Source organism: Streptomyces sp. NPDC003720 (assembly GCF_042875075.1).
Lineage (GTDB): Bacteria > Actinomycetota > Actinomycetes > Streptomycetales > Streptomycetaceae > Streptomyces.
In genome coordinates this window covers 417,004-443,903 of sequence record NZ_JBIANZ010000006.1, presented here as the reverse complement: position 1 = coordinate 443,903, position 26,900 = coordinate 417,004, and the positions used below count along the sequence as shown (strand labels likewise).

Here is a 26,900-nt window from a genome sequence, read left to right as displayed (position 1 = left end):
CTTCGCCGGAACTGCGGGGCCGGATAACGTGCTGTCCGTGCCGCCCATGCTCGCCGCCCAGTCCACCTCCGCACGGCCCGCGCTCACCCGGACGGCGTACTGGATAAGGCTGCTGCCCGCCCTGGCGGCGCTCGCCTGCGTCACCCGGATGCCGTCCTTCGCCCGCCCGCTGTGGAACCCCGACGAGGGGTATCTGGCCGTCCAGGCGGGCCTCCTCGCGCACGGCGGCCGGCTGTACGAGACGGTCGTGGACCGCAAGCCCCCGCTGCTGCCCTGGCTGTACGAGGCCGCCTTCGCGCTCTGCGGTCACGGCTCGCTCACCCCGCTGCGGGTCCTGGCGGTCGCCGCGCAACTGCTCACCGCGGCCCTGCTGGCCTCCGTGGCCCGGCGCCGCTGGGGCGACACCGCGGGGCGCACCGCCGGGGTGCTCTACCTGCTGGTGTCGGTCGGACTCAACCCCGAGGACGCGCAGGCCGCCACCTTCGAGGTGTTCATACTGCCCGGCACCGCGGCCGCCCTGTGGTGCGCGGACCGCGGCCGCTGGGGCACGGCCGGCACCGCAGTCGCCTGCGCCTTCCTCACCAAGCAGACGGGCGGCGCGGTCCTGCTGCCCGTGGTCTGGCTGCTCTGGCGGCGGGGCGGGGCGCGAGCGGGGGAGGAGCCGGGGGGTGCGGCGCGAGCGGGGGGCGTGCGGGGGCGTGGTTGTGTGGGCGTTGGGGGCGTGCGTGGTTCTGTGGGCAGTGGGGGCCTGCGGGGGCGTGGCCCTGCGGGGAGTGAGGCCGTGCGGGGGCGTGGTTCTGTGCGGGGTGGGGCCGTGCGGCTGGCGGCCGGTTTCGCGCTTCCCGTCGCGTGCGTCGCCCTCGCCACCGACCCCGCCGGGTTCCTGTTCTGGACGGTCACGGGATCAGCCACGTACGCCTCCTTCACCGGCTCGGAACTGCTCGTCCTCGGCCGGGGGCTGGCCAACACCGCGATCCTGGCCGTGGCCTGCGCGGGCTTGATCCCGCCGGTGGTGCGGGTGCTGCGAGCAGGCCGCCCCGCCGGAGCCGCCTGTGCCCCCGGAGTCGCCGGAGCTGCTGGAGCCGCTGGCGCGGCCTGCGCCCCCGGAGCTGCTGGAGCCGTCGGCGCCCCCGGAGTTGCCCGCATGCCCCGGGTCATGGGAGCCGTGCGAGCCATGGGGGCCGACCTGTGGCTCTGGCTGGCCTCGTCGGCCGGCGCGGTCGTCCTCGGCTTCCACTTCTTCGGGCACTACTACCTGCAACTTCTGCCCCCCGCCGCCCTGCTGGCCACGGCGGCCCTCCAACTCCTGCCCCGCGCACACCTGACGTCCGCCGTCCTCACCTCCGCCGGCTGCTGCGCCCTGTTCCTCACCTGGGGCCTGCTCGCCCCGCGTGCCGAACTCGCCCACACCCAGCGCCTCGCCACCGCCCTCGCCCACCGCACGACACCGGCCGACCGGGTCCTGGTGTGGGGCATACACCCCGAGACGTACTGGCTGGCGGACCGCACCCCGGCCAGCCGCTACCTCACCGCGGGCCTGCTCACCAACTACAGCGGCGGCCGTGACGGCCCCCGGGTCGGCGAGCGGTACGCGATCGCGGGCGCCTGGCCCGTCTTCCGTGCGGAGATGGCGGCGCGTGCCCCGGCTCTGGTGGTCGACGACTCCCGCGGCAAGCCGTACCGCCCGGAGCGGGTCCCCAGCCTGCGCCGGCTGCTGGAAGGGCGGTACGAGGAGGTGGGCCGGGTCGACGGGGCGGTGCTCTACGCCCGGATCCCCGGCGTCTGAGGGGAGTTGACCCGACCGGCGCCGACCCCTCCTGCTATGCTCGGGACGACCATTTGAACACGTTCAAATCAGGGGGATCACATGTCTGCGCCGATCACGCCGGACCCCGGTGACACACCCGCCGTCGCCCTCGGCCCCACCGCGCTCGTCCTCGGGATCATCGCCGCCCCCGGCCTCTGGCCCGGCCTCATGCTCGCCCTGATGCCGTGGTCGTGGCTGGCCGGCGCCCTCGCCGTCACCTTCGGCCTCGCGGGCATCCACTACGCCCGCCAGGGCACCGGCCGCATGTGGCCCGCCGTGACCGGAACGCTCCTCGGCTTCGTCGGCCTGGCCGGCTTCTTCTTCCTGATGGCGGCGTTCTCGGTCTGACGGCGCCCACGGGCCCGGCGCGCCGCCCCGACCGGGCGCCGCCCACCGGGGCAGGCGCCCTGCCCTGCGGGGAGCGCCGCCGACCGGGGCGGCGCCGTCCGTCCCCGAGCGGCGGCGGGCGCGACCCGGACCTCAGCCCAGCACCGCGCGCGGCCCGGTCACCTCCGCGCCCAGCTCGCTCACCCGGCGCCGCAGCTCGCGGTCGGCGGTGACCACGAGGCGGCGCCGGCCGGAGTGCTCCGCGGCCAGCTCGACGATCCGGTCGTCCCCGCTGCCGGGCGCCGACTCCACCCGCACCCCCGGCACCGACTCCACCCCGCGCGCCGCGCCCTCGACCACGAGCACGATCTCGACCGCGCCGTCGTGCCCCGGCAGCCCCTCGGCGGCCAGCCGGTCCCGCAGCCGCCCGGCGGCCCCCCGGCGGTCCCGCCACCACCCGTCCGGCCGCGAACCGACGACGTTCGCGCCGTCGACGATCAGCAGCAGGGGGTCGTCCGTCGTGTCCGTCATGTCGCCGACAGCCTTGGTTTCGTCGCGTTCGTAACCGGTTCAGTCTGTCACGGGAGGGATCGGCGTCGCCGCCCGCACGCGATGCCGGAGGGCGCTGGGGAACAGGTGCGCGAGCGACATATGATGTGTCGAGTTTCAGGGTTCCCGTGTCCGTGATGCGGCGGGCTTGAGGAAGGTGCACGAGGCCATGCGGAGAAGGCCGGCAGGCCCCGTGGATGCCGCCCGTCCGGGCGGGCGCTTGCGGGAGGGGCAGGAGCGGTTCGCGTCCGGTGCCGCCCATGGCAACTGGCTCACGCTGGGCAAGGACGGCCGGCTCACGCTCTACGCACCCACGGACGGCGGGCTTCTGCGCTGGACGGAGACCACGGTCGGCGGCCCCGTGTGGAGCGGCCCGCACTTCGTCGAGGCCCCGGGTGTCACCGAGCTGACCGTGGCGCAGGGCGCCAACGGCTATGTCCACTTCTTCGGCCGCCGGGAGCGTGCCGGAACCGACGGTGCGCGAAGCGTCGACGTCGTCCACGCCATCCAGTACCAGACCGGTCTCGCCTTCAGCGACTGGCGTTCGCTCGGCGCTCCGAAGCCGGACGGGGAACTCGGCCGTCCGGTCGGAGCCGTCGCGGCGGACGGCACGGTGCACGTCTTCGTGCGCGGCGCGCACGGCGGACTGATGCTGCGCCGCGAGGCGCCGAACGGGAAGTGGCGGGCGTGGGAGGACCTGCGGGGCGGCGGCATCGACGCCGCGCCCGCGGCGGTCGCCCTGGAGGACGGGCGAGTGGAGGTCTGCGCCGCGGCGGAGACGGGCCTGCTGATCTGGCGTCAGGCCGCTCCGGGCGGCGACTTCGTCGGGCCGCGCGGATTCTCACTGCGCGCCGCGCCCGGGACGCTCGCCGCCGCCGGGACCGGGCTCGACCGGGCCACCTTCTTCTGGACGGACGCCGACAGCGGCGGCGCCGCGGCCTGGCGGATCGGCGGCTGGCCCAACATGCTCGGCGGGTCGCCGGCCGAACGGCCGTACGCGGCGCTGCGCGCCCCGCTGGACGGTTACGACTGCCTAGTTCTCGCCTACCGCGGCACCGACGGCTCGGCCGTACTGGGCATGGGCGGCACCGAGAAGGAGGAGGACGGCTTCTGGTGGTACGCGCTGCCCGAGTCCTGCCAGGGCGGTCCCGCGCTCGCGAGGGACGGCCGGGGACGCGTGGTCATGGCGCTCATCGGCCCCGACGGCGTGCCCAAGGTGGCCCGTCAGGACGACGGCGCCGGCCTCTCCCTCGGCCGCTGGCAGTCGCTCTGACCCGCCGTCGGCGCCGGCCGCCCTCGCATGGGGCGGCCGGCCGGCGGCACGGGGTCAGCCGCCCGTCGCGGGGGACTTCTTCGCGGACTCGGGGATGACGGCGTCCGAGCGGATCGCCTTCCACAGCTGACTCGCCTGCGGCTGCGCCGCCACGACGCGGTTGGGGTCGGCCTTGTCGTAGGCCACCGGGAGCATGATCGTCTCCATGGTGGACGGGTCGACGCCGTTCAGGCTGCGGCCGAAGTCCGCCAGCTTGGTGAGGGAGGCGAGGTCGGAGTCGGTGGTGAGCGCGGTGGTGAGCTCGTCAGCGATCTTGTAGGTCTTGGTGGGGCTGCCCAGCAGGTCCTGCTTCTTGATCTCGGAGAGCAGGGCGAGCATGAACTGCTGCTGCAGACCGATGCGGCCGAGGTCGCTGCCGTCTCCGATGCCGTGCCGGGTACGGACGAACTGGAGCGCCTGCGTGCCGTCGAGCCGATGCGTGCCGGCGGTCAGGTTCAGGCCGCTGGAGGAGTCGTGGATGTCCTGGTCGACGGTGACGGTCACTCCGCCTATCGCGTCCACCAGTCCCTTGAAACCGGCGAAGTCGACCTCGACGTAGTGGTCCATGCGGACCCCGGATATCCGTTCCACGGTCTTGACCACGCAGGCCGGACCCACCTGCGAGTAGATGGAGTTGAACATCACACGCTGCGCGGACGCGACCGTGGAGCCGTCCGACTTGGTGCACTCGGGCCGGGTCACCAGGGTGTCGCGGGGGATGCTGACGGCGACGGCCCTGGTGCGGCCCTCGGGTATGTGCATCACCAGCGCGGTGTCGGAGCGGGCGCCCGAGACGTTGCCCGCGCCCACCGCGGCGTTGGCGCCGGCGCGCGAATCGGAGCCCAGTATCAGGATGTTCTGTCCGGAGGTGGGCAGCTTCTCGGGCCGGTCGTCACCGATCGCCTTGTCGATGTCGACGCCCTTGATGTTGTCGTCGAGGTCGCTGTAGAGCCAGTAGCCGATGCCGCCGGCCGCCAGCACCAGGACGAGGAGGGACAGCAGGACGATACGGCCCCAGCGTCTCCTGCCGCGCTGCGGCCGACGCCGCCCGCCGCTCGCCGGGGTCTGGCCGTCGGGGCGGGGCTCGGTGGTGGCGCTGTGCGTCATCGCCTTCGGTTCCTCTCCTCACGGGCTCCGCGATGCGGAGGATCGGGGCCCGGGTGGGGGGAAGGCCGGCCCGCTGATGCTGTCGGTGCAGTGGGAGCACTATAGGCGCCGCGCACAAGGCCTTCAGGGCGCGGGTGACCAGGGGGCGGGCCTGAGATGCATGGCACATGAACAAGTCTTGACCACGGGTAAGAGTCACATAAGATGTGGTTCATCTGTGAACAAAGATGGAGGGGGTTCTGTCGTGTTCACGGGTGCTGGTGATGCGTCGTCGGCAAGGGGGCCGCCGGGCGTCACCGCTTTGAGGGGTGGGCGTTCGAGCGGGACCTTTTGATGTCCTGGCGGGCGAAATGTGTGGGTAGGAGAACGAGTTGGCGGATCATCCGCGCCTGAGTGTCGTGGTGCCCTTTCAGGATGTCGAGCTCTACCTGGCCGAATGTCTCGAGTCGATCGCCCGGCAGTCGTTCCGTGACTTCGAGGTGATCCTCGTCGACGACGGCTCCACCGACGGATCCGTCCGGATCGCGGCCGATTTCTGTGCGGCCGACCGGCGCTTCCGGCTGGTCCGGCAGCACGCGCACGGCCCGGGCCACGCCCGCAACGTCGGTCTGCGGTGCATGCACCCGCGCGGCGAGTACCTCGCCTTCGCCGACGGCGACGACGTCATCCCCGAGTACGCCTACGAGCTGCTGATCCGCACCGTCGAGGAGTCCGGTTCCGACTTCGTCTCCGGCAACGTGCAGATGATGAACTCCACGAGCAAGTGGCAGTCGCCGCTCCACAAGGGCCCGATGGAGAAGAACCGGCGCGGCACCCACATCACGAAGCACGACGCGCTGATCTACGACCGCACGGTCTGGAACAAGATGTTCCGGCGCTCCTTCTGGGACCGCCACTCCATCGAATTCCCCGAAGGCGTCCTCTACGAGGACTCGTGGGTCAACATGTACGCCCACTTCCGCGCCGCCAAGGTCGACGTCATCACGGACGTCGTCTACTTCTGGCGCCGCCGTGACGCCGGCGGCGCCCCGTCCATCACCCAGCGCCACACCGAGCTGTCGAACCTGCGGGACCGTGTCGCGGCGGTGCAGTCGGTGAGCCGGTTCCTCGGCGACGAAAGCAACGGGGACTTCGAGGGCAGCAAGCGCAAGTACGACCTCGCCTGCCTCAAGTCGGACCTCATGCTCCACCTCAAGGTGCTGCCCGACGCCGACGAGGAGTACCAGCAGGCCTTCATGGAGTGGGCCAACGCCTTCCTGGACGAGGCCGACCTCACCATCATCGACGAGCTGCCGGCGGACGCCCGCGTCAAGTGGCTCCTGGTGCGCGCCCGGCGGCTGCCCGAGCTGCTGGAGGTCGTGCACTTCGAGCGCAAGGGCGGCCCGATGCCGGTCCAGCGGCGGGTCCGCCGCTACCTCAACTACCCCTTCCTGGGGGACCGCGAGGTCGGGCTGGACAAGAAGGCCTACCGGCTGGACAAGGAATTCTCGCTGCACGGGTCGCTGAGCGGCGCGCACTGGAGCGGCAACGGCCACCAGCTCACCCTCACGGGCGCCGCGTACGTCCGGTTCATCAACGTCCACAAGAAGCACATGTCGGTCAAGGCCATCGCCCTGCGGAACAAGAAGCAGGGCCGGATGGTGGTGACCACGGCCAGGACCACCTATGCGCCGCAGGCCACGGAACGCTCCAACCAGAATCGTTACTGCTACGACTGGGCGGGCTTCGAGGCGCGTATCGACACCACCCGGCTCAAGCGCAAGGGGGAGTGGGTCGAGGGGACCTGGGACGTCGCCGCCGGCGTCCTCAGCCGCGGTCTGTTCCGCTACCGGGGCATCGGCCGCGGCGGCGCGGGAACCGCCGCGAACCCGCCGTACCGGTATGTCGACAAGAACACCCGGATACTTCCGCTGTTCCTGCAGGGCAAGCTCAAGCTACGCGTGGAGATCGTGCGCTGCCGCATCACCGGCCACCGCGTCCACGGCGACCAGCTGGAGCTGCGCGGCGTCTACCTCGGCCCCAAGGTCCCCGAGTGGGGCAAGCTCCGGGTCACCAGCATGAGCGGGGCGGGGCGCCACGACGCCCGGGTGCACTTCACCCCCGGCGGCGAGGGCTGGTGCACCTTCAGCGCCCGTCTCCCGCTGCGCGTCCTGGTGCCCGGGTTCCGGTCGGACGCCCAGGCGGACGGGCAGATCCCCAAGTCCTGGAGCATGGGCAGCAACGGCTGGAAGACCACCTTCCACGTCGAGGGCCGCAAGATGACGATGTATCCGGTCATGGCCCAGGAGACGGCCGACGGGCACTACCGGATGCCCGCGTCGCTCCAGACCCGCGAGGGCGACCGGGAGATCGTGGTCCACCGCAACGGTTCGGGCTACCTCGTGCTCTTCGAGCGGGCGACCCTGCCCACCGCGACGGACGTCGCCTGGCGCGAGGACGGCTCGCTGGAGATCAGCGGCCGCTATCTGGCCGCCGACCGGCTCACCGCGCAGGAATACCACGACGCCCACCTCGTGGTGCGTTCGCGCGCCCACGGGGCGGAACGCCCTGTTCCGCTCGCCTGGAACGGCAACGAGTTCCACGCGGTGCTCACCCCCGCGGCCATGCGCACGCTCGCCGGCGACATCCCCCTCGCGGCCGGCCGCTGGGACTTCTTCCTGCGTCGCCAGGACCTCTCGGCGGTGGCCCGTGAGGACCGGCTCGAAGACCTGATGGTGAAGATCGAGCAGGACCGCATCGAGTCCTTCCCGCAGGAGTACGAGGCGAGCGAGCGCCGGTACGAACTCGAGGCGGAGGCGTACGACAGGCTCTCCCTCCTCGTCCACTCGGCCATGCCCGACGACGCCCGGGGCCCGTACCGCCAGAAGCTGCTGCGCACCAAGACCTACCCCGCGGCACGCCGCAAGAAGGTGCGTCCGGCGATCCTCCTCGACGCGTTCAAGGGCACCCAGTACTCGGACAGCCCCCGTGCCCTGCACGAGGAACTGGTGCGGCGGGGCGTCGACCTCGAGCACCTGTTCGTCGTCCGGGACGACCAGGTCCAGGTACCGCCCACGGCGACACCGGTGCGCATGTGGTCCCCCGAGTGGTACGAGGCGCTGGCCACCAGCCAGTACGTCGTCGTCAACAACCACCTGCCCGACTGGTTCCAGAAGCGCGAGGGCCAGGTCGTCGTGCAGACCTGGCACGGCACCCCGCTGAAGAAGATCGGCCACGACATCGAGGCCATCCACTTCGCCGACCAGCGCTATCTGGAGCGAGTGGAGAAGGAGGTGCAGAACTGGGACATGCTGGTGTCGCCCAACAGCTTCTCCACGCCGATCCTCAAGCGCGCCTTCGGCTTCCCCGGCGAGATGGTGGAGTGCGGATATCCGCGCAACGACATCCTGCGGCTGCCCGGCATGGAGCAGCGAGAGCGGGAGATCCGCCGGCGCATCGGCCTTCCCGAGGGCAAGCGCGTCGTGATGTACGCACCGACCTGGCGCGACGACCAGTTCTACGCCCCCGGCAAGTACAAGCTCGACTTCCGCATCGACCTCGCGGACGCCCGCGCCCGGCTCGGCGCCGACCACGTCCTCCTGGTCCGGCGTCACCCCAACGTCGTCGACCCGGTGCCGGGAGCCGGCGACGGCTTCGTCTTCGACGTCTCGGACTACCCGGACATGGCCGACCTGTCCCTGATCACCGACGTCATGATCACGGACTACTCGTCGCTGATGTTCGACTACGTCAACACCGGGCGCCCGATCCTCTTCTTCACCTACGACCTTCACCACTACCGCGACACCCTGCGCGGTTTCTACTTCGACTTCCAGAACAGCGCTCCCGGTCCTCTGGTGCACACCTCCGAGGATCTCGTGACCTCGATCCGCGAGATCGACCGGATCCACGAGGAGTACGCCGAGCGCTACCGCTGGTTCCAGAGCGAGTTCTGCGACCTCGACGACGGCTACGCGTCCGCGCGGCTCGCCGACCGGATGCTGGTCGCGGGCGGTGACCTCGCCCCCGAGGCCGCCCGAGCACCTGCCGTCGGCACGGTGGACAACACGCACGCGGGACGGCCCCTCACCCCACTCCACTGGAACTCCCAGCAGTGGTTCGCCCCCCGGCCCGGCCCGGCCGGGACCCCGGCCGAAGCAGGGCTGATGAACGTGATTCCCGGCCAGTCCTCGCATCACGGACACGGGGTGACGGGCGGTGTGCCGCAGGCGCAGGAGTACGACCCGGCGGCCGCGCAGACGGGCGCCGGGTGGGCCGGTGACTTCGACGCCGTCCAGCAGCCGCACGCCCAGGCGCCTGCCGCGATGCAGCGGTACATGCCCTTCACGACGCCTGCGCAGGCGCAGGTGTCCGAGGGCAGGGCCGTCGAGGACGTGGTCGTGTGACGCCCGGGACCCGTCCCGGGCGCGACCGGCGCGTTCGGCGGCCGCGTCCGCCCGGGCCGGACGGCCGCGACGCGCCATGAGCGCGCCGCGCACGAGCACCCCCGGGCCGCTCGCCGTCACCCGCGTCCAGCCGCCGCGGCCCAGGCGCCCCGCCGGTGCCGTCCGTTCAGTCCGTCCCTACGCGCATGACGAGCGCGAAGTGGTCGGAGGCGCCGGTGTCGCGCACGGTGCAGCGGACCCTGGGCAGGCCGGTGAACAGGTAGTCCAGTTTGTGTCCGGAGACGTGGGTGCTGCGGGCGGAGTCGGGGGACCCGTCGCACTCCTGGTGGACGTCGTACGGCGCGGACGGCCACACCCACGAGGCGGAGTTGCCGTCGCCCGGCGGATTCACGTTCAGATCGCCGCCGTACACCGTGCGCCGTGCGGGAACCGCCGCCACCAGGGCCTTGAGCTGATCGTCGCGGAACTCCCAGCCGGGATGCGCCCGGTCGCTGCCCGCCGGACTGAGATGGGCGGTGCACAGGCGGACCCGGTGCGCCGCTACCGAGGCGCACAGGATGCCGCGCCGCAGCCCCACGGTGGGCTGCTGCGAGGGCACCCGCGTGACGGAGGACAGCGGGTACGCCGCGAGGATGGCGATGCCGGCGGAACCCTGCCCGGCGCCGGCGCAGGGCACCGTGCCGACTCGGCCGACCCGGTCAGCCTCGCCATAGGGCCGGAACGCCGTGTGCCAGGACGTGCCGAGCGCCCCGCGCACGGCCTCGACATCGCCGGCGCACGCCTCCTGGAGGAAGATCACCCGGGCTCCGGCCCGGGTGGCGAGGCGCCGCAGCTCACGCTGCTTCACGGCCGGGCTCCCGGTGTCCGCGCAGTTCCACTGCCGGACGCCGCACATGTTCCAGGTCGCCACCGTCAGCGAGCGGCGCGGGGCGGGGGAGCGGGTGGGTCCCGACGACTGTGCCACGAGCACCGCGGTCGCGAGTCCCAGCAGGGCGGCTGCCGCGGCCACGGCCCGGCGCCCTCGACTTCGAAGCATCACGCCATCATCGCCGATCGGCACCCGACGCCGAACCGCCCGACCAGAGTGGAACCGCACCATGCCTGAAGCACCCAGGAAGAGCCGTCAGACGATCCACGGGATCGACGCCTCCGGTGGCCGGCCGGTCGAGTACCGCTTCTCCCACGCGAGGAACGGCAACCGGCACCTGATGGTCGTCTTCGCCAACATCTTCGCCCCGGACGACTACGGCTGGGCCACCGGCATCCTGGACAACCTGCGCTCCAACATCCTCTGGATCCGGGACCGGTTCGACGGCGGGAACACCTACTACCTCTGCGAGAACATGGATTTCGCGGTCGAGAGGTCCGTGATCGGACTCATCTCCAGGGTCGTCGACGCCCTCGGCCTCACCCCCGGCGACGTCACGCTGTGGGGCAGCTCGAAGGGCGGCAGCGCGGCGCTGTACTTCGGGCTGCGATACGGCTTCCGCAACATCGTCGCCAGCGTCCCCCAGCTCGCGATCGGCACCTTCGTGCGCGACGTCTACCCGGACACGGGCCGGCACATGCTGGGCGAGGGGATGGCGCCCGACGACGTCCGCACCCTCGACGCGGTCCTGCCCGACCTGCTGGCCTCGGGAGCCAACCCGGAGGCGAACATCTACCTGGTGTCCTCGCCGCAGGACGAGCAGTACAGCAGCCAGGTGGAGCCCTTCCTCGGCCTGCTGCAGCGCTACGAGAACTTCAACTTCATCTACAGCGAGTCCCCGTTCATCACGGACCACGGGAAGGTGACCCAGCGCAACACGCCCCCGCTGCTGGGAATCGCCTACCTGCTGGTCGAGGGCATCGCCCCGCGCCTCGGCGTCGCACGGCACGGCTACGAGGAGCCCGACGCCGACCGTTCGGGCATCGACTCCTTCATCAAGTCCACGTCGGTGGTGCAGAGTTCGTTCGCCGCTCCGGTCGTGACCGCGCCCGCCGCGCACAACCTGCTGCCCGTCACGGGCGCCCGCTTCACCGGCCACGCGCCCGGCGCGGTCCGGGTGAGCATCTGGGAGAACGGCAAGTACCTGGCGTCGGCGCCCGTGGCCCCGGACGGCGGCTGGACGTGGGTGCGGGACACGCCGTGGAGCACGGGCGAGCACCTGGTGCGCATGTTCGCCGTCGACCCGAACGGATACCAGTCCGAGCGAACCGACGTGCGGTTCACCGTCTCCGAGCACGCCGTGGCGCAGGTCCCGGCGCCGGACGCCCCGTATCCGGCCGCGGCGGTCTCCGGTGAACTCTCCGCACCGCTGGTGAGGCGTCCGCAGGCGTACGGCCGGCTGTCCGGTTCCGAAGTCGGCTTCCAGGGCGTCGCCGTGGGCGCCGCCCACGTCGGTTTCAAGGAGAACGGGGTCTTCCTCGCCGCGTGCGCGGTCGCTCCGGACGGCGACTGGACCTGGGAGCCGGGCTGGCTGTGGGCCGAGGGCGTGCACACCGTCGAGGTGTACGCGGCCGACGCGGCGGGAGCCGAGTCCCCGGCGACAGCCGTCGTCTTCGCCGTCACCAACGCCACCGCGGGCGCGGCGCCCGTCGGTTACTGAGACCGCCAGGCTTCGCAGAACAGGAAGTGGATTTCCGACATGCCCCAAGCATCCTCGAGTGGACGTCAGCTGCTCGTCGGCATAGAGGCCTCCGGGACCTTCCCGGTCGAGTACCGGTTCAGCCACGCCCAGAAGGGCAACCGGCACCTGGTCGTCGTGTTCGCCAACTTCGCCGCGCCCGCCGACTACGGCTGGTCCAACGGCGTGTTCGACAAACTGCGTGCCAACGTCCTCTGGATACGCGACAAGTTCGACGACAACCGCAGCTACTACCTGTGCAAGGGGATGGACTTCTCCCTTGAGCAGTCCGTCGTCACGCTGATCTCCAATGTGATGCGGGCCCTCGACCTCACCCCCGACTCCGTCACCCTGTGGGGCGGCTCGAAGGGCGGCAGCGCCGCTCTCTACTTCGGCCTGAAGTACGGCTTCCGGAACATCGTCGCCATCGCGCCGCAGTTCCTGATCGGGACGTACGTACGCGACGTGCACCCCGGCACCGCCCGCTACATGCTCGGTGAGGGTGTCCCCGAGGAGAACGTCCGGGCCGTGGACGCGCTCATCCCCGACCTGCTGCGCTCGGGGGCCAACCGTGCGGCGAACATCTATCTCGTGTCGGCCGTCCAGGACGACCAGTACCCGGTCCAGGTCGAACCCTTCCTCGGGCTGTTCCAGCCCTACGAGAACTTCAACTTCGTGTTCAGCGACTCCCCGCACATCGCCGACCACACCCAGGTCGCGGGCCGCAACGTCCCCCTGCTCATGGGCATCGCCAACTGCCTGATCGACGGGATCGCCCCGCGCCTGGGCTTCGTCCGCAACGGCTACGAGGAGCCCGGCCGCGACCGCTCGGCCATCGACTCCTACCTCTCCGCCACGTCGCTGGTCCGCGGTGCGGAGTTCCCGCCGCCCGTGGTGACGGCGCCGGCGCACCAGCAGGAGGTCCGCCGGGACGCCGTACGGCTCGCGGGACACGCCCGCGGCGCCGTCCGCGTGATCATCTGGGAACACGGCAAGTACCTGGGCCAGACCGACGTCGCGCCCGACGGCAGCTGGTCCTGGGATCTCGGCCGGGCATGGAGCAAGGGGAAGCACCCGGTGAAGCTCTACGCGGTGGACGCGGCGGGCTACCAGTCCGAGCGCGTCGAGGCCCACTTCACGGCCGTCGACGGCGCGGACGGGCCCGGCGCGCCGGTCTTCGCCCCGTCCGCCGGGGACCGCGGGCCCGTGCTGTCGACGGTCGGGCCGGGCTCCTCCGCGCCGATGGTGCTGGAACCCGTGGCCCACGAACAGGTGATGGACTCCCGGATCGTGTTCCGGGGAGCCGCCGGGGGCGCCGCACAGGTCGGGTTCCGCCAGAACGGCGTACTGCTCGGGGGCGTCGCGGTCGCTCAGGACGGAAGCTGGTCGTGGGACTCGGGCTGGGCGTGGGGCGCGGGCATGCACGTCGTCGACGTCTTCGCCGTGGACCACTCCGGAGCCGAATCCGCGGTCACGCAGGTTCCCTTCACCGTCCTGAACCTGTCGGCGGGGGCGCCCGCGGCCGTGTTCAACGGCGAGTACTGACACACGAAGAGGGCCCCCGCCCGCAGGCGGAGGCCCTCTTCCCGGTCAGGGAGCGCTTACGCCGGAACGCTCGCCACGCCCGCCTCCAGGAACCGCTTGCCGTTCACCCGCTCGGAGACGCCCTCGCGGTCCAGGTACGGCGTGATGCCGCCCAGGTGGAAGGGCCAGCCGGCGCCGGTGATCAGGCAGAGGTCGATGTCCTGGGCCTCGGCGACGACGCCCTCGTCGAGCATCAGGCCGATCTCCTGGGCCACCGCGTCGAGGACGCGGTCGCGGACCTGCTCCTCGGTCAGGACGGTGTCGCCCTGCTTCAGCAGCGCGGCGACCTCCGGGTCCAGCTCCGGCTTGCCGCTGTCGTAGACGTAGAAGCCGCGCTTGCCCGCCTTGACGACGGCCGCGAGGTTCGGGGAGACCGTGAAGCGGTCCGGGAAGGCCCGGTTGAGGGTCTCCGAGACGTGCAGGCCGATCGCCGGGCCGACCAGCTCCAGCAGCACCAGCGGGGACATCGGCAGGCCGAGCGGCTCGATCGCCTTCTCGGCGACCTCGACCGGGGTGCCCTCGTCGATCACGTTCTGGATCTCGCCCATGAAGCGGGTCAGGATGCGGTTCACGACGAACGCCGGGGCGTCCTTGGTGAGGACCGCGGTCTTCTTCAGCTTCTTGGCGACGGCGAAGGCCGTGGCCAGCGAGGCGTCGTCCGTCTTCTCGCCGCGGACGATCTCCAGCAGCGGGAGGATCGCGACCGGGTTGAAGAAGTGGAAGCCGACGACCCGCTCGGGGTGCTTCAGCTTCGACGCCATCTCCGACACCGACAGCGAGGAGGTGTTGGTGGCGAGGATCGCGTGCGCCGGGGCGACGGCCTCGACCTCGGCGAACACCTGCTGCTTGACGCCGATCTCCTCGAAGACCGCCTCGATGACGAAGTCGGCGTCCGAGAAGCCCTCGGCCTTGTCCAGGACACCCGTCACCAGCGCCTTGAGGCGGTTGGCCTTGTCCTGGTTGATCCGGCCCTTGCCGAGCAGCTTGTCGATCTCGGCGTGGACGTAGCCCACACCCTTGTCGACGCGCTCCTGGTCGATGTCGGTCAGGACGACCGGCACCTCGAGGCGGCGCAGGAAGAGCAGGGCGAGCTGCGAGGCCATCAGACCGGCGCCGACGACGCCGACCTTGGTGACCGGGCGGGCCAGGTTCTTGTCCGGGGCGCCGGCGGGACGCTTGCCGCGCTTCTGGACGAGGTTGAACGCGTAGATGCCGGCGCGCAGTTCGCCACCCATGATCAGGTCGGCGAGGGCCTGGTCCTCGGCGTCGTAGCCCTGCTGCAGGTCGCCGTTCTTGGCGGCCGCGATGATCTCCAGGGCCCGGTAGGCGGCCGGGGCCGCGCCGTGCACCTTGCCGTCCGCGATGAACCGGCCGCGCGCGACGGCCTGGTCCCAGGCCTCGCCGCGGTCGATCGCCGGGCGCTCGACCTTGATGTCGCCCTTGAGGACCTGGGCGGTCCACAGCAGCGACTGCTCCAGGAAGTCGGCGCCCTCGAAGAGGGCGTCGGCGATGCCCAGTTCGAAGACCTGCTTGCCCTTGAGCTGCTTGTTCTGGTTGAGGCTGTTCTCGATGATGACCGAGACGGCCTTGTCGGCGCCGATCAGGTTCGGCAGCAGCGTGCAGCCGCCCCAGCCCGGGACCAGGCCGAGGAAGACCTCGGGGAGGGAGAACGCCGGGATGGCCTTCGACACCGTGCGGTAGGTGCAGTGCAGGCCGACCTCGACGCCGCCGCCCATCGCCGCGCCGTTGTAGTAGGCGAAGGTGGGCACGGCCAGCTTCGCGAGGCGCTTGAAGACCTCGTGGCCGCCCTTGCCGATGGCCAGCGCGTGCTCGTGCTGCTTGAGCAGCTCCACGCCCTTGAGGTCGGCGCCGACCGCGAAGATGAACGGCTTGCCGGTGACGCCGGCGCCGACGATCCCGCCGTCCGCGGCCTCCTTCTCCACCTGGTCGATCGCGGCGTTCAGGTTCGCGAGCGACTGCGGGCCGAAGGTGGTCGGCTTGGTGTGGTCCAGGCCGTTGTCCAGGGTGATGAGCGCGAAGCGCCCGGCCCCGAAGGGAAGGTCGAAGTGGCGTACGTGCGCCTGCGTGACGACCTCGTCCGGGAACAGCTCGGCCGCGCCCTTCAGGAGTTCAGCGGTGGTGCTCACTTGTCGCCTCCGTCGAAGTGCGGGTTCTCCCAGATGACCGTCGCGCCCATGCCGAAGCCGACGCACATGGTGGTGAGGCCGTAACGGACCTCGGGCTGCTCCTCGAACTGGCGGGCCAGCTGCGTCATCAGACGGACGCCGGAGGAGGCGAGCGGGTGACCGTAGGCGATCGCGCCGCCGTACTGGTTGACGCGCTCGTCGTCGTCCGCGATGCCGTAGTGGTCGAGGAGGGCCAGCACCTGGACGGCGAAGGCCTCGTTGATCTCGAACAGGCCGATGTCGGAGATGGACAGACCCGCCTTGGCGAGGGCCTTCTCCGTGGCCGGGATCGGGCCGTAGCCCATCACCTCGGGCTCGACGCCCGCGAAGGCGTAGGAGACCAGGCGCATCTTGACCGGCAGGCCGTTCTCGCGGGCGAAGTCCTCGCTCGCGATGATCGACGCGGTGGCGCCGTCGTTCAGGCCGGCCGCGTTGCCGGCGGTGACCCGGCCGTGCACGCGGAACGGGGTCTTCAGGCCCTGCAGGTTCTCCAGCGTGGTGCCCGGGCGCATCGGCTCGTCGGCCGTGACCAGGCCCCAGCCGGTCTCGCCGGCCTCGGCGTTGGTGCGGCGCACCGAGATCGGCACCAGGTCCTGCTGGATCTTGCCGTTGGCGTACGCCTTGGCGGCCTTCTCCTGCGAGCGCACGGCGTACTCGTCGGCGCGCAGCTTGGTGATCTGCGGGTAGCGGTCGTGCAGGTTCTCGGCGGTCATGCCCATGAACAGCGCCGACTCGTCGACCAGCTTCTCGGAGACGAAGCGCGGGTTCGGGTCCACGCCCTCGCCCATCGGGTGGCGGCCCATGTGCTCCACGCCACCGGCGATGACGGCGTCGTAGGCGCCGAACGCGATCGAACCGGCGGTGGTGGTCACGGCGGTCAGGGCGCCGGCGCACATGCGGTCGATCGAGTAGCCGGGCACGGACTGCGGCAGGCCCGCGAGGATGCCGGCCGTGCGGCCGAGGGTCAGGCCCTGGTCACCGATCTGGGTGGTCGCCGCGATGGCGACCTCGTCGATCTTCTTGGGGTCCAGGCCGGGGTTGCGGCGCAGCAGCTCCCGGATCGCCTTGACGACGAGGTCGTCGGCGCGGGTCTCGTGGTAGATGCCCTTCGGGCCCGCCTTGCCGAACGGGGTGCGGACGCCGTCGACGAAGACGACGTCCCTGACGGTACGAGGCACGATGGCTCTCCTCCAGATGCGGGATGCTGAGCGCTTGCTTACGGGCCATGCTACTTGTGAGTAACGTGACTGCCCAGTCCTCCCCCCGGCCGGAGCGGTGAACGTCACACCGACGGAGTCGTCGATCCGTGTGCAGGGGGGTGCCTCCCCGCCGGGACACGCGCCCGGTCCCGCTCCCGCGGCCGGCATGGAAAGAGCCCGCGCCCGGGTGTCGGACGCGGGCCCTCGGCCACGAAGGGGCGCGCGGACGCGCCTCGGAACCGGGAAGCGGGGCGTCTCGACGCGCCCAGGATCTTGGCGTGATTTCGACGTCCAGTCCGGTTCCGGTTCAGGCGCCCGCGCCCGACAGCGCCGCGACCAGCACGGGCGTCACCTGCTCCACCTGCCAGGGCCGCGCACCGTGGCCGGCCAGCGCGTCCGCCACCGTCCCGGCGGTCACCGCGGCCGGCGGCTCCCAGCACACCCGCCGCACGGTGTCGGGGGAGACCAGGTTCTCCTGGGGCATGTTGAGCTGCTCTGCCAGCGCCGACACACCGGCCCGTGCGGCCGAGAGGCGGGCCGCCGCCGCGGGGTCCTTGTCGGCCCACGCCCGGGGCGGCGGCGGTCCGGTGACCGGCTGTCCCGGCTGGGGGAGCTGCGCCTCGGGGAGTGCCTTCGCCCGGTCGACCGCCGCCTGCCACTGGTCGAGCTGCCTGCGCCCCACCCGGTGCCCGAACCCGTTCAGCGCGGCCAGCGCGTGCACGTTGGCCGGGAGCGAGAGCGCGGCCTCCACGATGGCCGCGTCCGACAGCACCTTGCCCGGCGACACGTCGCGCCGCTGGGCGATGCGGTCCCGTGCCAGCCACAGCTCCCGGACGACGGCGAGCTGCCGGCGGCGGCGCACCTTGTGCATCCCGGACGTGCGGCGCCAGGGTTCCTTGCGGGGCTCGGCGGGCGGCGCCGCCGCGATCGCCGCGAACTCCTGAAGCGCCCAGTCGAGCTTGCCCTGCCGGTCCAGCTCCTTCTCCAGCGCGTCCCGCAGGTCCACCAGGAGCTCGACGTCCAGGGCGGCGTAGCGCAGCCAGGGCTCGGGCAGCGGCCGGGTCGACCAGTCGACGGCGGAGTGGCCCTTCTCCAGGACGAAACCGAGGACGCCCTCGACCATGGCGCCGAGACCGACCCGGGGGAACCCGGCGAGCCGGCCGGCCAGCTCGGTGTCGAACAGCCGGGTCGGGACCATGCCTATCTCCCGCAGGCAGGGCAGGTCCTGGGTGGCGGCGTGCAGCACCCACTCGACGCCGGCCAGCGCCTCGCCGAGACCGGAGAGGTCGGGGCAGGCGACGGGGTCGATGAGCGCGCTGCCCGCTCCCTCGCGGCGCAGCTGGACCAGGTAGGCGCGCTGGCCGTAACGGTATCCGGAGGCGCGCTCGGCGTCGACGGCGACGGGGCCGGAGCCGGCCGCGAAGGCGGCGATCACCTCGGCGAGGGCGGCCTCGTCGGCGATCACGGGCGGAATCCCCTCGCGGGGCTCGAGCAGCGGAGTCGGCGCCCCCAGCACAGTGGCCCCGGCGTCGTCCGGAGGAGTGCCCCCGGTGGTGCGCACGGAACTGTCTGCTGCGGTCTCTTGGGCGTCGGTCACCTGTCAAGGGTATCCGTGTGCGCGCGGCGCCCGTCGACGGAACGTTCCGTCGACGGGCGCCGCAGGGTCGTAAACCAGTCAGGCCGGTGAAACTTCCGGTTCATATGAGTGAACGGGCATTGCGCTCACGGGTCGTATGGAGGAGTCGGTACGGGTCAGTGGATGATGCCGGTCCGCAGCGCCACGGCCACCATGCCGGCGCGGTCGCCGGTGCCGAGCTTGCGGGCGATACGGGCCAGGTGACTCTTCACGGTCAGTGCGGACAGGCCCATCGAGACGCCGATCGCCTTGTTGGACTGGCCCTCGGCGACCAGGCGGAGCACCTCGACCTCCCGTCCGGACAGCTCGCGGTAGCCGCCCGGGTGGCTCGGGGCACCCGGGGGGCGGCGGTGCATACGGGCGGCGGCGCCGAGGGGAGCGGCGCCGGGCCGGGCGGGGAGGCCGATGTTGGTTCGGGTTCCGGTGACGACGTAACCCTTGACCCCGCCGGCGAGGGCGTTGCGCACGGCGCCGATGTCGTCGGCGGCCGAGAGGGCCAGCCCGTTGGGCCAGCCCGCGGCGCGGGTCTCGGACAGCAGGGTCAGGCCGGAGCCGTCGGGCAGGTGGACGTCGGCGACGCAGATGTCGCGGGGGTTGCCGATGCGGGGACGAGCCTCCGCGACGGACGAGGCCTCGATCACGTCGCGCACACCGAGGGCCCACAGATGGCGGGTGACGGTGGAACGGACGCGCGGGTCGGCCACGACCACCATGGCGGTCGGCTTGTTCGGGCGGTAGGCGACCAGGCTTGCGGGCTGCTCGAGGAGAACGGACACCAGGCCTCCTGGGTGGGGGGACGGGGCCGGCTTGTGGGGAGGAAGCCGGGACGAAACGTGCTTTCAGGGTCACAGTCGTCTTCGGCAGCAAAGCCGTGCGCCTTTAGAGAATGATCACGATCTAGTGAGTAACAATCCGTTCAATTCGGACAGGCGATCGATCATCCGAAGATCGAATCGGTTCGAGCCGATGCGATTCGAGGTCAGAAAGTGGCCGTATCGACAAAGAGAGAGTCAACAGGCCGCCCAAGAGGATGAATCAGGGACGGCCGCGCCTCAGGTCACCGTGACTGCGGACCCCTGCGCTGCGGCAGCGTGACCACGGAGGCGTCGCCCGGACCGGCCGGCGGCAGCCCCCCGACCTGGGCCAGCAGATCGCACCACGAGGCCAGGTGCGCGGCGGTGTCCGGCGCCCCGCCCAGGCCCTCGCGCGGCGTCCAGGAGGCGCGGATCTCGATCTGGGAGGCGGCGGGGCGGGCGGACAGTCCGCCGAAGTAGTGCGAGCTGGCGCGCGTGACGGTTCCGCTGGGCTCGCCGTAGGCCAGCCCGCGCGCCTGCAGCGCCCCGGTCAGCCACGACCAGCACACCTCGGGCAGCAGCGGATCGGCCGCCATCTCCGGCTCCAGCTCCGCGCGCACCAGCGTCACCAGCCGGAAGGTGCCGTGCCAGGCCTCGTGCCCGGCCGGGTCGTGCAGCAGTACCAGCCGGCCGTCGGCCAGGTCCTCGTCGCCGTCGACCACCGCGGCCTCCAGCGCGTACGCGAAGGGGGCGAGCCGCTGCGGGGCGGGTGTGGGCTCCACCTCGATCTGCGGCCGCAGCCGCGCGCCGCGCAGCGCGTCGACCGCGGCCCGGAACGCCGGCGGCGCCGCCGTGCCCGTCCGGCCCTCCGCCTGGGCGGAGTCCTTCGCGTCGTCCATTCCGTCAGCGCCGTCCGACGATCGTCCCTGAGCCGCAGCCATGCGGGGAAGAGTAAGGGGAACAGTGCCCCCGTGCAGGGAGGACACCCCTGAGGGCGGCCGCACTTCTCGCTTCGCGGCCGTGCGAGACTTGCCGACGTGAGTGCCAACCCAAGCCCCGCGGGCAAGCAGCCGACCGCTACGTACGACAGCGCCTTCCTCAAGGCGTGCAGGCGTGAACCCGTGCCGCACACCCCCGTGTGGTTCATGCGCCAGGCCGGCCGCTCGCTGCCCGAGTACCGCAAGGTGCGCGAGGGCGTCCCGATGCTCGAGTCCTGCATGCGGCCCGAGCTGGTCACCGAGATCACGCTGCAGCCGGTGCGCCGGCACGACGTGGACGCGGCGATCTACTTCAGCGACATCGTCGTCCCGCTCAAGGCCATCGGCCTCGACCTGGACATCAAGCCCGGCGTCGGCCCGGTCGTGGAGCAGCCCGTGCGCACCCGCGCCGACCTGGCCCGGCTGCGCGACCTCACGCCCGAGGACGTGTCCTACGTCACCGAGGCGATCGGCATGCTCACCCGCGAGCTGGGCGGGACCCCGCTGATCGGCTTCGCCGGGGCGCCGTTCACCCTGGCGAGCTACCTGGTCGAGGGCGGCCCCTCGCGCACGTACGAGAACGCCAAGGCGATGATGTACGGCGACCCGCAGCTCTGGGCCGACCTGCTGGACCGCCTCGCCGACATCACGGCCGCGTTCCTCAAGGTCCAGATCGAGGCGGGGGCCTCGGCGGTCCAGCTCTTCGACTCCTGGGTCGGCGCGCTGGCCCCGGCCGACTACCGCAGGTCGGTGATGTCCGCCTCGGCGAAGGTGTTCGACGCCGTCGCCGGCTACGGCGTCCCGCGCATCCACTTCGGCGTCGGCACCGGCGAGCTGCTCGGGCTGATGGGCGAGGCCGGCGCCGACGTGGTCGGCGTCGACTGGCGCGTCCCGCTGGACGAGGCCGTCCGCCGCGTCGGACCGGGCAAGGCGCTCCAGGGCAACCTGGACCCGACGGTGCTGTTCACCGACAAGGACACCGTCGAGGCCCGCGCCCGCGAGGTGCTCGACACCGCCGCCGGACTCGAGGGCCACGTCTTCAACCTCGGCCACGGGGTCATGCCGAACACCGACCCGGACGCGCTGACCCGGCTCGTGGAGTACGTCCACACCAGCACCGCCCGCTGAGCGCGGCCGCCCGCCGCACGCTCACCGCGCCCGCGCTCACCACACCTGACGGGGCCGCGCCTGCCTGCCGAACACCAGGCGGCGCGGCTCCGGCGGTGGCGGGGTGCCCGGTTTGAGCGGCCAGGCCAGCACCATGCCCACCACGAAGCCCACCACGTGGGCCGAGTAGGCCACCGTCCCGGCTCCGGACACCCCGTGCCCGGAGGAGTACACCGCCTGCAGCCCGAACCAGAAGCCCAGCACCAGCCAGGCGGGCAGCCGCAGCGGCAGGAAGACGAGGAAGGGCACGAGGACCCAGACCCGGGCCCTCGGGTACAGCACCAGATACGCGCCGAGCACACCGGCGATCGCGCCGGACGCGCCGATCAGCGGCTCGGCGGAGGTGGCGTTGAGCAGCGCGAAGCCGTAACCGGCCGCGTAGCCGCAGAAGACGTAGAAGAGGAAGTAGCGGATGTGGCCCATCCGGTCCTCGACGTTGTTGCCGAAGATCAGCAGGAACAGCATGTTGCCCAGCAGGTGCAGCCAGCCGCCGTGCAGGAACATCGCCGTGAACACGGACAGCGCCGGGGACTTGTCGTAGGCGGCCGGCCCCACCACGCAGCCCGGGCCGTGCGGGCCCACACCGATGCCGCCGGTCGGCACCGCACGGGGCATCTGATGGTGGATCAGCTCTCTGGGGACCGCCGCGTAGTGGTCCATGAACGCCTGCAGATGGCAGAGCTGCGCCAGTTCGCTCGAACCCGGCACCGAACCGAGGGTGCCGGGAGTGACGAGGAAGACGAGGACGTTGGCGGCGACGAGGGCGTACGTCACATACGGGGTGCGGCGCGCCGGGTTCACGTCATGGACGGGGATGACCACACAGAAGTACTGCCCGGGATACGGCCGGTGAATCGGTGAACGCCGGCGGGCGGGGCCGCGTATCTCCTCTCAACCGACGTGAGGATCAGGCGATGAACGCGAACGCTCCGCAGGTGACGGCGATGCAGGCGCTGCCCGACGGCGAGGCCGAGCTGTCCTTGGTGATACGGCTCCCCTGGGAGGACGTCGCCCGGCTCGGTCAGGATGCCGGGCGGCTGGCGGCGCAGATGCAGCGGCCGGTGACGCTGGACGAGGCGGTGAGCTACCGCCTGCGGTCCACCCGGCCGTCCGCCTCGCACGCCAAACCCGCCGGGGAGCAGCCCGCCGCCGTGACGGCCGGCGGAGGCGTCACCTCCCTGCCGCGGATCAGCACGACGGCCTGAACCGCCCGCTGCTCACCGCTGACCGTCCCGCACCTTCGCCGTCGCCTTCCTCGCCGCCACCAGGACGGGGTCCCACACCGGCGAGAAGGGCGGGGCGTACCCGAGGTCAAGGGCCGTCATCTGCTGCACCGTCATCTGCGCGGTCAGCGCCACCGCCGCGATGTCGACCCGCTTGCCCGCGCCCTCCCTGCCGACGATCTGGACGCCGAGCAGCCGGCCCGTGCCGCGCTCGGCGAGCATCTTCACCGTCATCGGGGAGGCGCCGGGGTAGTAGCCGGCCCGGCTGGTCGACTCCACGGTGACGGACTCGAACCGCAGGCCCACCCGGCGGGCGTCCTTCTCGCGCAGTCCGGTGCGCGCGATCTCCAGGTCGCAGACCTTGCTGACCGCCGTGCCCACCACACCCGGGAAGGTGGCGTAACCGCCGCCCGCGTTGGTGCCGATGACCTGGCCGTGCTTGTTGGCGTGGGTGCCCAGCGGAACGTACTGCTCCTGCCCCGAGACCAGGTTCAGCACCTCGACGCAGTCGCCGCCCGCCCAGACGTTCTCGTGGCCGCGCACCCGCATCGCGAGGTCGGTGAGCAGGCCGCCGTGCGCGCCGAGGGCCAGCCCCGCCGCACGGGCGAGCGAGGTCTCCGGACGCACCCCGATGCCCAGCACCACGATGTCCGCCGGGTACTCGGCGTCCTCGGTGGCCACCGCGCGGACCCGGCCGTCCTCGCCGGTCAGCACCTTGGTCACCTCGGCGTCGTTCACCATGGTGATGCCGAGCCCCTCCATCGCCCGGTGGACCATGCGGCCCATGTCCGGGTCCAGGGTCGACATGGGCTCCTTGCCGCGGTTGACGACCGTCACTTCGAAGCCCCGGTTGATCAGCGCCTCGGCCATCTCGACGCCGATGTAGCCGGCGCCCACGACCACCGCGCGCCGGCCGGGCGCCCGCTCCAGCGAGTCCAGCAGCGCCTCGCCGTCGTCCAGGGTCTGCACCCCGTGCACGCCCGGCGCGTCCACGCCCGGCATGTCGGGGCGGACCGGACGGGCGCCGGTGGCGATGACCAGCCCGTCGTACGACGTCCAGGACTCCGCGCCGGAATCGACGTCACGCGCGCGTACCCGCTGCCCGGCCACGTCGATCTCGACGACCTCGGTGCGCATCCGCAGATCGATCTCGCGCGCGCGGTGCTCCGCCGGGGTGCGCGCGATGAGCTGGTCGCGCTCGGGCACGTCACCGCCCACCCAGTACGGGATGCCGCACGCCGAGTAGGAGCTGAAGTGGCCCCGCTCGAAGGCAACGATCTCCAGTTCGTCCGGACCCGACATCCGGCGCGCCTGCGACGCCGCGGACATCCCCGCGGCGTCGCCGCCGATCACCACCAGCCGCCGCCTGCCGTCCCGCCCACCGTTCATGCTCATGCGAACACGCTACGATGCGCGGCCGTTTCGGTCCCGGCCGGGCTCGCGTGTCAGTCCCGGCCGGGCTCCCGCGCGGGCTCCGGCGCCGGACGCGCGTGCGGCAGCGCGCCCGGTACGGCCGCCGGTGCGGGGACCGGCGCCGGGCGGCGCGGCAGCCGCGGCCGGACCAGCCGCGTCCACACCAGGGCCAGCAGGGCGGCGAGCGCGGCGAACGGCAGCAGCGCCCCCAGGACCAGGGCGATCCAGCGCAGCATCGTGACGAACGCGTGCCAGCCGCCCGACAGCGCGTCCACGAAGCCCGGCGTGTCGTCGTCGGCGGCCTTCTTCACGGGCGTCTCGGACAGCGACAGGGTGATGGTCGCCAGGCTGGTGCGGTCCTTCAGGGACGCCTGCTGGGCGAGCAGCGCCTCCAGGTCCGCCTCCCGGCTGCTCAGCTCGCCCTCCAGGGTGACGACGTCGCTCAGCTTGGCCGCCCGGTCCATCAGCGTCCGGATCCGGGCCACGCTCGCCCGCTGCGACTTGACCCGGCTGTCCACGTCCACGACCTGGTCGGTGACGTCCTGCGCCTTCGCGGTGCGCTCGACGAGCCGGCCGGCGCCCTGCAGGTCGCCGAGGACCTCGTCGTACCGCGCGGCCGGCACCCGCAGCACCACGCGCGTGTACTCGTGGCCGTCGGAGTCCCGGGAGGTGTTCTCGCCGCCGACGTAACCGCCCGCGCTCTCGGCGGTCGTGCGGGCCTCCCCGAGCGCCTTGGGCACGTCCTTGACCTCGACGGTCAGGGAGGCGGTGCGGATGACGGCGCTCGGGACGGACGAGGGCGCCCGGCGGGCCGACTTCGCGTCGTCCGCCTTGCCGCCGGCGGCACCCGCCTGCCGCTCGGCGCCGTCCGCGGCCGACTTGGCCGAATCGCCGCCCGAGTCGCCGGCGGCACTGCACCCGGCCAGCGCCAGGCAGGCGGCGAGCAGGACCCCGGCCAGGGCGCGGACGGGTCGTACGGGACGTGGTGTGCGCATGGGCGGTACCCCCGGAAGCGGTGAGACACGACGGCAATGACCTCTGACGCTCCTTCGACGCCCGGGCGGCCCGGGACGTTGGGGCGCGCCGGTTCCGAAGCGGTCACGGTCCGGACTCGTCCCGGACACCGGTCCGGGACGGGCCTGTCGGCGGGGTCTGAGAGAGTGGGGGACATGAGCGCAACGGGTACGCCTACGGAGCATGTCGTCGTCGTCGGAGCCGGGATCTCGGGGCTGGCCGCCGCCCACCGGCTGCTGCGACGGGGCGCCCGGGTGACCGTGCTCGAGGCCTCGGACCGCGTCGGCGGAAAGCTGCTCCCCGGCGAGATCGCCGGCGTCCGGGTGGACCTGGGCGCCGAGTCGATGCTGGCCCGCCGTCCCGAGGCGGTGACCCTCGCCCGCGAGGTGGGCCTCGCCGAGCGCCTCCAGCCGCCGGCCACCGCGACCGCCTCGATCTGGACCCGCGGCGCCCTGCGCCCCATGCCCAAGGGGCATGTGATGGGCGTCCCCGGCACCGCCGCCGCGCTCGCCGGCGTGCTGTCCGACGAGGGCCTCGCCCGCATCGAGCGCGACGCCGGACTGCCCCGCACCGAGATCGGCGACGACGTGGCGGTCGGCGAGTACGTGGCGGCGCGGCTCGGCCGGGAGGTCGTCGACCGGCTGGTGGAACCGCTCCTCGGCGGGGTGTACGCGGGCGACGCGTACCGCATCTCGATGCGCTCGGCCGTCCCGCAGCTCTTCCGGGCGGCCCGCGACCACGACTCCCTCACCGAGGCCGTGCGCGACATCCAGGCGAAGGCCGAGGCGAACCGGCAGACCGGACCGGTGTTCACGGGCATCGAGGGCGGCGTGGGCCGGCTGCCGCTCGCGGTCGCCGAGTCGGTGCGCGCCCTCGGCGGCGACATCCTCTGCCGCATGCCCGTGACCGGACTGCGCCGGGAGGCGTCCGGCCACTGGCGGGTCACCGCGGGGGAGCGGGTGCTGGACGCCGACGCGGTGATCGTCGCCGTGCCCGCCCCGGCCGCCGCCGCGCTGCTGCGCGCCGAGGCCCCGGAGGCCGCGGCCGAACTCTCCGCCGTCGAGTACGCCTCCATGGCCCTGATCACCCTCGCCTACCGCCGCACCGGCCTCGCCCTGCCCGAGGGCAGCGGGTTCCTGGTGCCGCCCGTCGACGGCCGCACCATCAAGGCGTCCACCTTCGCCTCCCAGAAGTGGGGCTGGATCGCCGAGGAGGACCCGGACGTCGTCGTGCTGCGCACCTCGGTCGGCCGGCACGGCGAGACCGAGGTGCTCCAGCGCGAGGACGCCGAGCTGGTCGCCGTCTCCCGGCACGACCTGCGCGAGGCCACCGGCCTGGACGCCACGCCCCTGGAGACCCGGGTGACCCGCTGGACCGGCGGACTGCCCCAGTACCCGGTGGGCCACCACGCGCGCGTGGCCCGCATCCGCGAGCACGTCGCCAAGCTGCCGGGCCTCGCGGTGTGCGGCGCGCAGTACGACGGCGTCGGCATTCCGGCCTGTGTCGCGAGCGCCCACGCGGCCGTCGACCAGCTCGGCGGCGACCTCGACGGTGTGCGCAAGCTGACGGCCGACCCGGTGCAGAGCCTGCACGGCGGAGCGGGAGAATAGGAAC

General features: G+C 72.3%; 20 protein-coding genes. 9 read left to right on the top strand and 11 right to left on the bottom strand.

Translation table 11 applies throughout. From position 1 onward, the window contains the following. Positions 1-46 precede the first annotated feature (46 nt). Both ACFYU0_RS19375 and ACFYU0_RS19370 read left to right on the top strand, forming a co-directional pair. On the top strand, positions 47-1,786 hold the full coding sequence (locus tag ACFYU0_RS19375) for an ArnT family glycosyltransferase (RefSeq protein ID WP_389302810.1): 1,740 nt from the start codon (positions 47-49) through the stop codon (positions 1,784-1,786). An 81-nt stretch (positions 1,787-1,867) separates the two neighbouring features. Beyond that, positions 1,868-2,155, top strand: coding sequence for a hypothetical protein (locus ACFYU0_RS19370; protein ID WP_389302656.1), 288 nt, complete (start codon positions 1,868-1,870; stop codon positions 2,153-2,155). 132 nt (positions 2,156-2,287) lie between these two features. Here the strand turns inward: ACFYU0_RS19370 and ACFYU0_RS19365 are convergent, their stop codons facing one another. Then, entirely contained in the window at positions 2,288-2,665 is a 378-nt protein-coding gene (locus tag ACFYU0_RS19365) for an NTP pyrophosphohydrolase (RefSeq protein ID WP_351666764.1), read from the bottom strand. Between the two features lie 238 nt (positions 2,666-2,903). Between ACFYU0_RS19365 and ACFYU0_RS19360 the strand changes: the two genes are divergently transcribed. Next, positions 2,904-3,956, top strand: coding sequence for a hypothetical protein (locus tag ACFYU0_RS19360; RefSeq protein ID WP_389302653.1), 1,053 nt, complete (start codon positions 2,904-2,906; stop codon positions 3,954-3,956). A gap of 54 nt (positions 3,957-4,010) precedes the next feature. Here the strand turns inward: ACFYU0_RS19360 and ACFYU0_RS19355 are convergent, their stop codons facing one another. Beyond that, positions 4,011-5,102 (bottom strand): LCP family protein, encoded by a 1,092-nt coding sequence (locus tag ACFYU0_RS19355; RefSeq protein WP_389302650.1) that lies wholly within the window; start codon positions 5,100-5,102, stop codon positions 4,011-4,013. A 401-nt stretch (positions 5,103-5,503) separates the two neighbouring features. Between ACFYU0_RS19355 and ACFYU0_RS19350 the strand changes: the two genes are divergently transcribed. Further along, on the top strand, positions 5,504-9,487 hold the full coding sequence (locus ACFYU0_RS19350; RefSeq protein WP_389302648.1) for a CDP-glycerol glycerophosphotransferase family protein: 3,984 nt from the start codon (positions 5,504-5,506) through the stop codon (positions 9,485-9,487). A 166-nt stretch (positions 9,488-9,653) separates the two neighbouring features. Here ACFYU0_RS19350 and ACFYU0_RS19345 read toward each other — a convergent pair whose 3' ends face one another. Next, entirely contained in the window at positions 9,654-10,523 is an 870-nt protein-coding gene (locus ACFYU0_RS19345; RefSeq protein WP_389302646.1) for an endonuclease/exonuclease/phosphatase family protein, read from the bottom strand. Between the two features lie 61 nt (positions 10,524-10,584). Here ACFYU0_RS19345 and ACFYU0_RS19340 point away from each other — a divergent pair, with 61 nt between their 5' ends. Continuing rightward, positions 10,585-12,075: a hypothetical protein gene (locus ACFYU0_RS19340; RefSeq protein WP_389302643.1), complete on the top strand. Its 1,491-nt coding sequence runs from the start codon at positions 10,585-10,587 to the stop codon at positions 12,073-12,075. Positions 12,076-12,114: 39 nt separating this feature from the next. Continuing rightward, positions 12,115-13,638, top strand: a complete 1,524-nt coding sequence (locus tag ACFYU0_RS19335) for a hypothetical protein (RefSeq protein ID WP_389302641.1) — start codon at positions 12,115-12,117, stop codon at positions 13,636-13,638. 56 nt (positions 13,639-13,694) lie between these two features. Here the strand turns inward: ACFYU0_RS19335 and ACFYU0_RS19330 are convergent, their stop codons facing one another. The 5 genes from ACFYU0_RS19330 to ACFYU0_RS19310 form a co-directional block, all read right to left on the bottom strand. Continuing rightward, positions 13,695-15,824, bottom strand: coding sequence for a 3-hydroxyacyl-CoA dehydrogenase NAD-binding domain-containing protein (locus ACFYU0_RS19330; RefSeq protein WP_389302638.1), 2,130 nt, complete (start codon positions 15,822-15,824; stop codon positions 13,695-13,697). Next, the gene (locus ACFYU0_RS19325) at positions 15,821-17,041 is read right to left on the bottom strand and encodes an acetyl-CoA C-acyltransferase (protein ID WP_351666780.1); all 1,221 of its coding nucleotides are present in this window, start codon (positions 17,039-17,041) and stop codon (positions 15,821-15,823) included. The genes ACFYU0_RS19330 and ACFYU0_RS19325 overlap by 4 nt, the downstream gene beginning before the upstream one ends. A gap of 328 nt (positions 17,042-17,369) precedes the next feature. After that, complete coding sequence (locus ACFYU0_RS19320; RefSeq protein WP_389302635.1) at positions 17,370-18,659, bottom strand: ribonuclease D; 1,290 nt, start codon at positions 18,657-18,659, stop codon at positions 17,370-17,372. Between the two features lie 155 nt (positions 18,660-18,814). Further along, positions 18,815-19,474 (bottom strand): response regulator transcription factor, encoded by a 660-nt coding sequence (locus tag ACFYU0_RS19315; RefSeq protein ID WP_351666784.1) that lies wholly within the window; start codon positions 19,472-19,474, stop codon positions 18,815-18,817. Between the two features lie 281 nt (positions 19,475-19,755). Further along, positions 19,756-20,433, bottom strand: a complete 678-nt coding sequence (locus ACFYU0_RS19310; protein ID WP_389302632.1) for a DUF3000 domain-containing protein — start codon at positions 20,431-20,433, stop codon at positions 19,756-19,758. Positions 20,434-20,529: 96 nt separating this feature from the next. Here ACFYU0_RS19310 and hemE point away from each other — a divergent pair, with 96 nt between their 5' ends. Further along, positions 20,530-21,597 carry a uroporphyrinogen decarboxylase gene (hemE, locus tag ACFYU0_RS19305; RefSeq protein WP_351666788.1) on the top strand — a complete coding sequence of 356 codons (1,068 nt, stop codon included), beginning with the start codon at positions 20,530-20,532 and terminating at the stop codon, positions 21,595-21,597. Positions 21,598-21,633: 36 nt separating this feature from the next. Here the strand turns inward: hemE and ACFYU0_RS19300 are convergent, their stop codons facing one another. Continuing rightward, on the bottom strand, positions 21,634-22,458 hold the full coding sequence (locus ACFYU0_RS19300) for a rhomboid family intramembrane serine protease (RefSeq protein ID WP_351666790.1): 825 nt from the start codon (positions 22,456-22,458) through the stop codon (positions 21,634-21,636). A gap of 122 nt (positions 22,459-22,580) precedes the next feature. Here ACFYU0_RS19300 and ACFYU0_RS19295 point away from each other — a divergent pair, with 122 nt between their 5' ends. Next, positions 22,581-22,841, top strand: coding sequence for a hypothetical protein (locus tag ACFYU0_RS19295; RefSeq protein ID WP_351666851.1), 261 nt, complete (start codon positions 22,581-22,583; stop codon positions 22,839-22,841). Between the two features lie 12 nt (positions 22,842-22,853). Here the strand turns inward: ACFYU0_RS19295 and ACFYU0_RS19290 are convergent, their stop codons facing one another. Both ACFYU0_RS19290 and ACFYU0_RS19285 read right to left on the bottom strand, forming a co-directional pair. Further along, positions 22,854-24,254 (bottom strand): FAD-dependent oxidoreductase, encoded by a 1,401-nt coding sequence (locus ACFYU0_RS19290; RefSeq protein WP_389302629.1) that lies wholly within the window; start codon positions 24,252-24,254, stop codon positions 22,854-22,856. A gap of 50 nt (positions 24,255-24,304) precedes the next feature. Continuing rightward, a complete protein-coding gene (locus ACFYU0_RS19285) occupies positions 24,305-25,267 on the bottom strand; it encodes a DUF4349 domain-containing protein (protein WP_389302627.1) in 963 nt (320 codons plus the stop codon). A 174-nt stretch (positions 25,268-25,441) separates the two neighbouring features. Between ACFYU0_RS19285 and hemG the strand changes: the two genes are divergently transcribed. Continuing rightward, positions 25,442-26,896, top strand: coding sequence for a protoporphyrinogen oxidase (gene hemG / locus ACFYU0_RS19280; protein WP_389302624.1), 1,455 nt, complete (start codon positions 25,442-25,444; stop codon positions 26,894-26,896). Positions 26,897-26,900 lie beyond the last annotated feature (4 nt).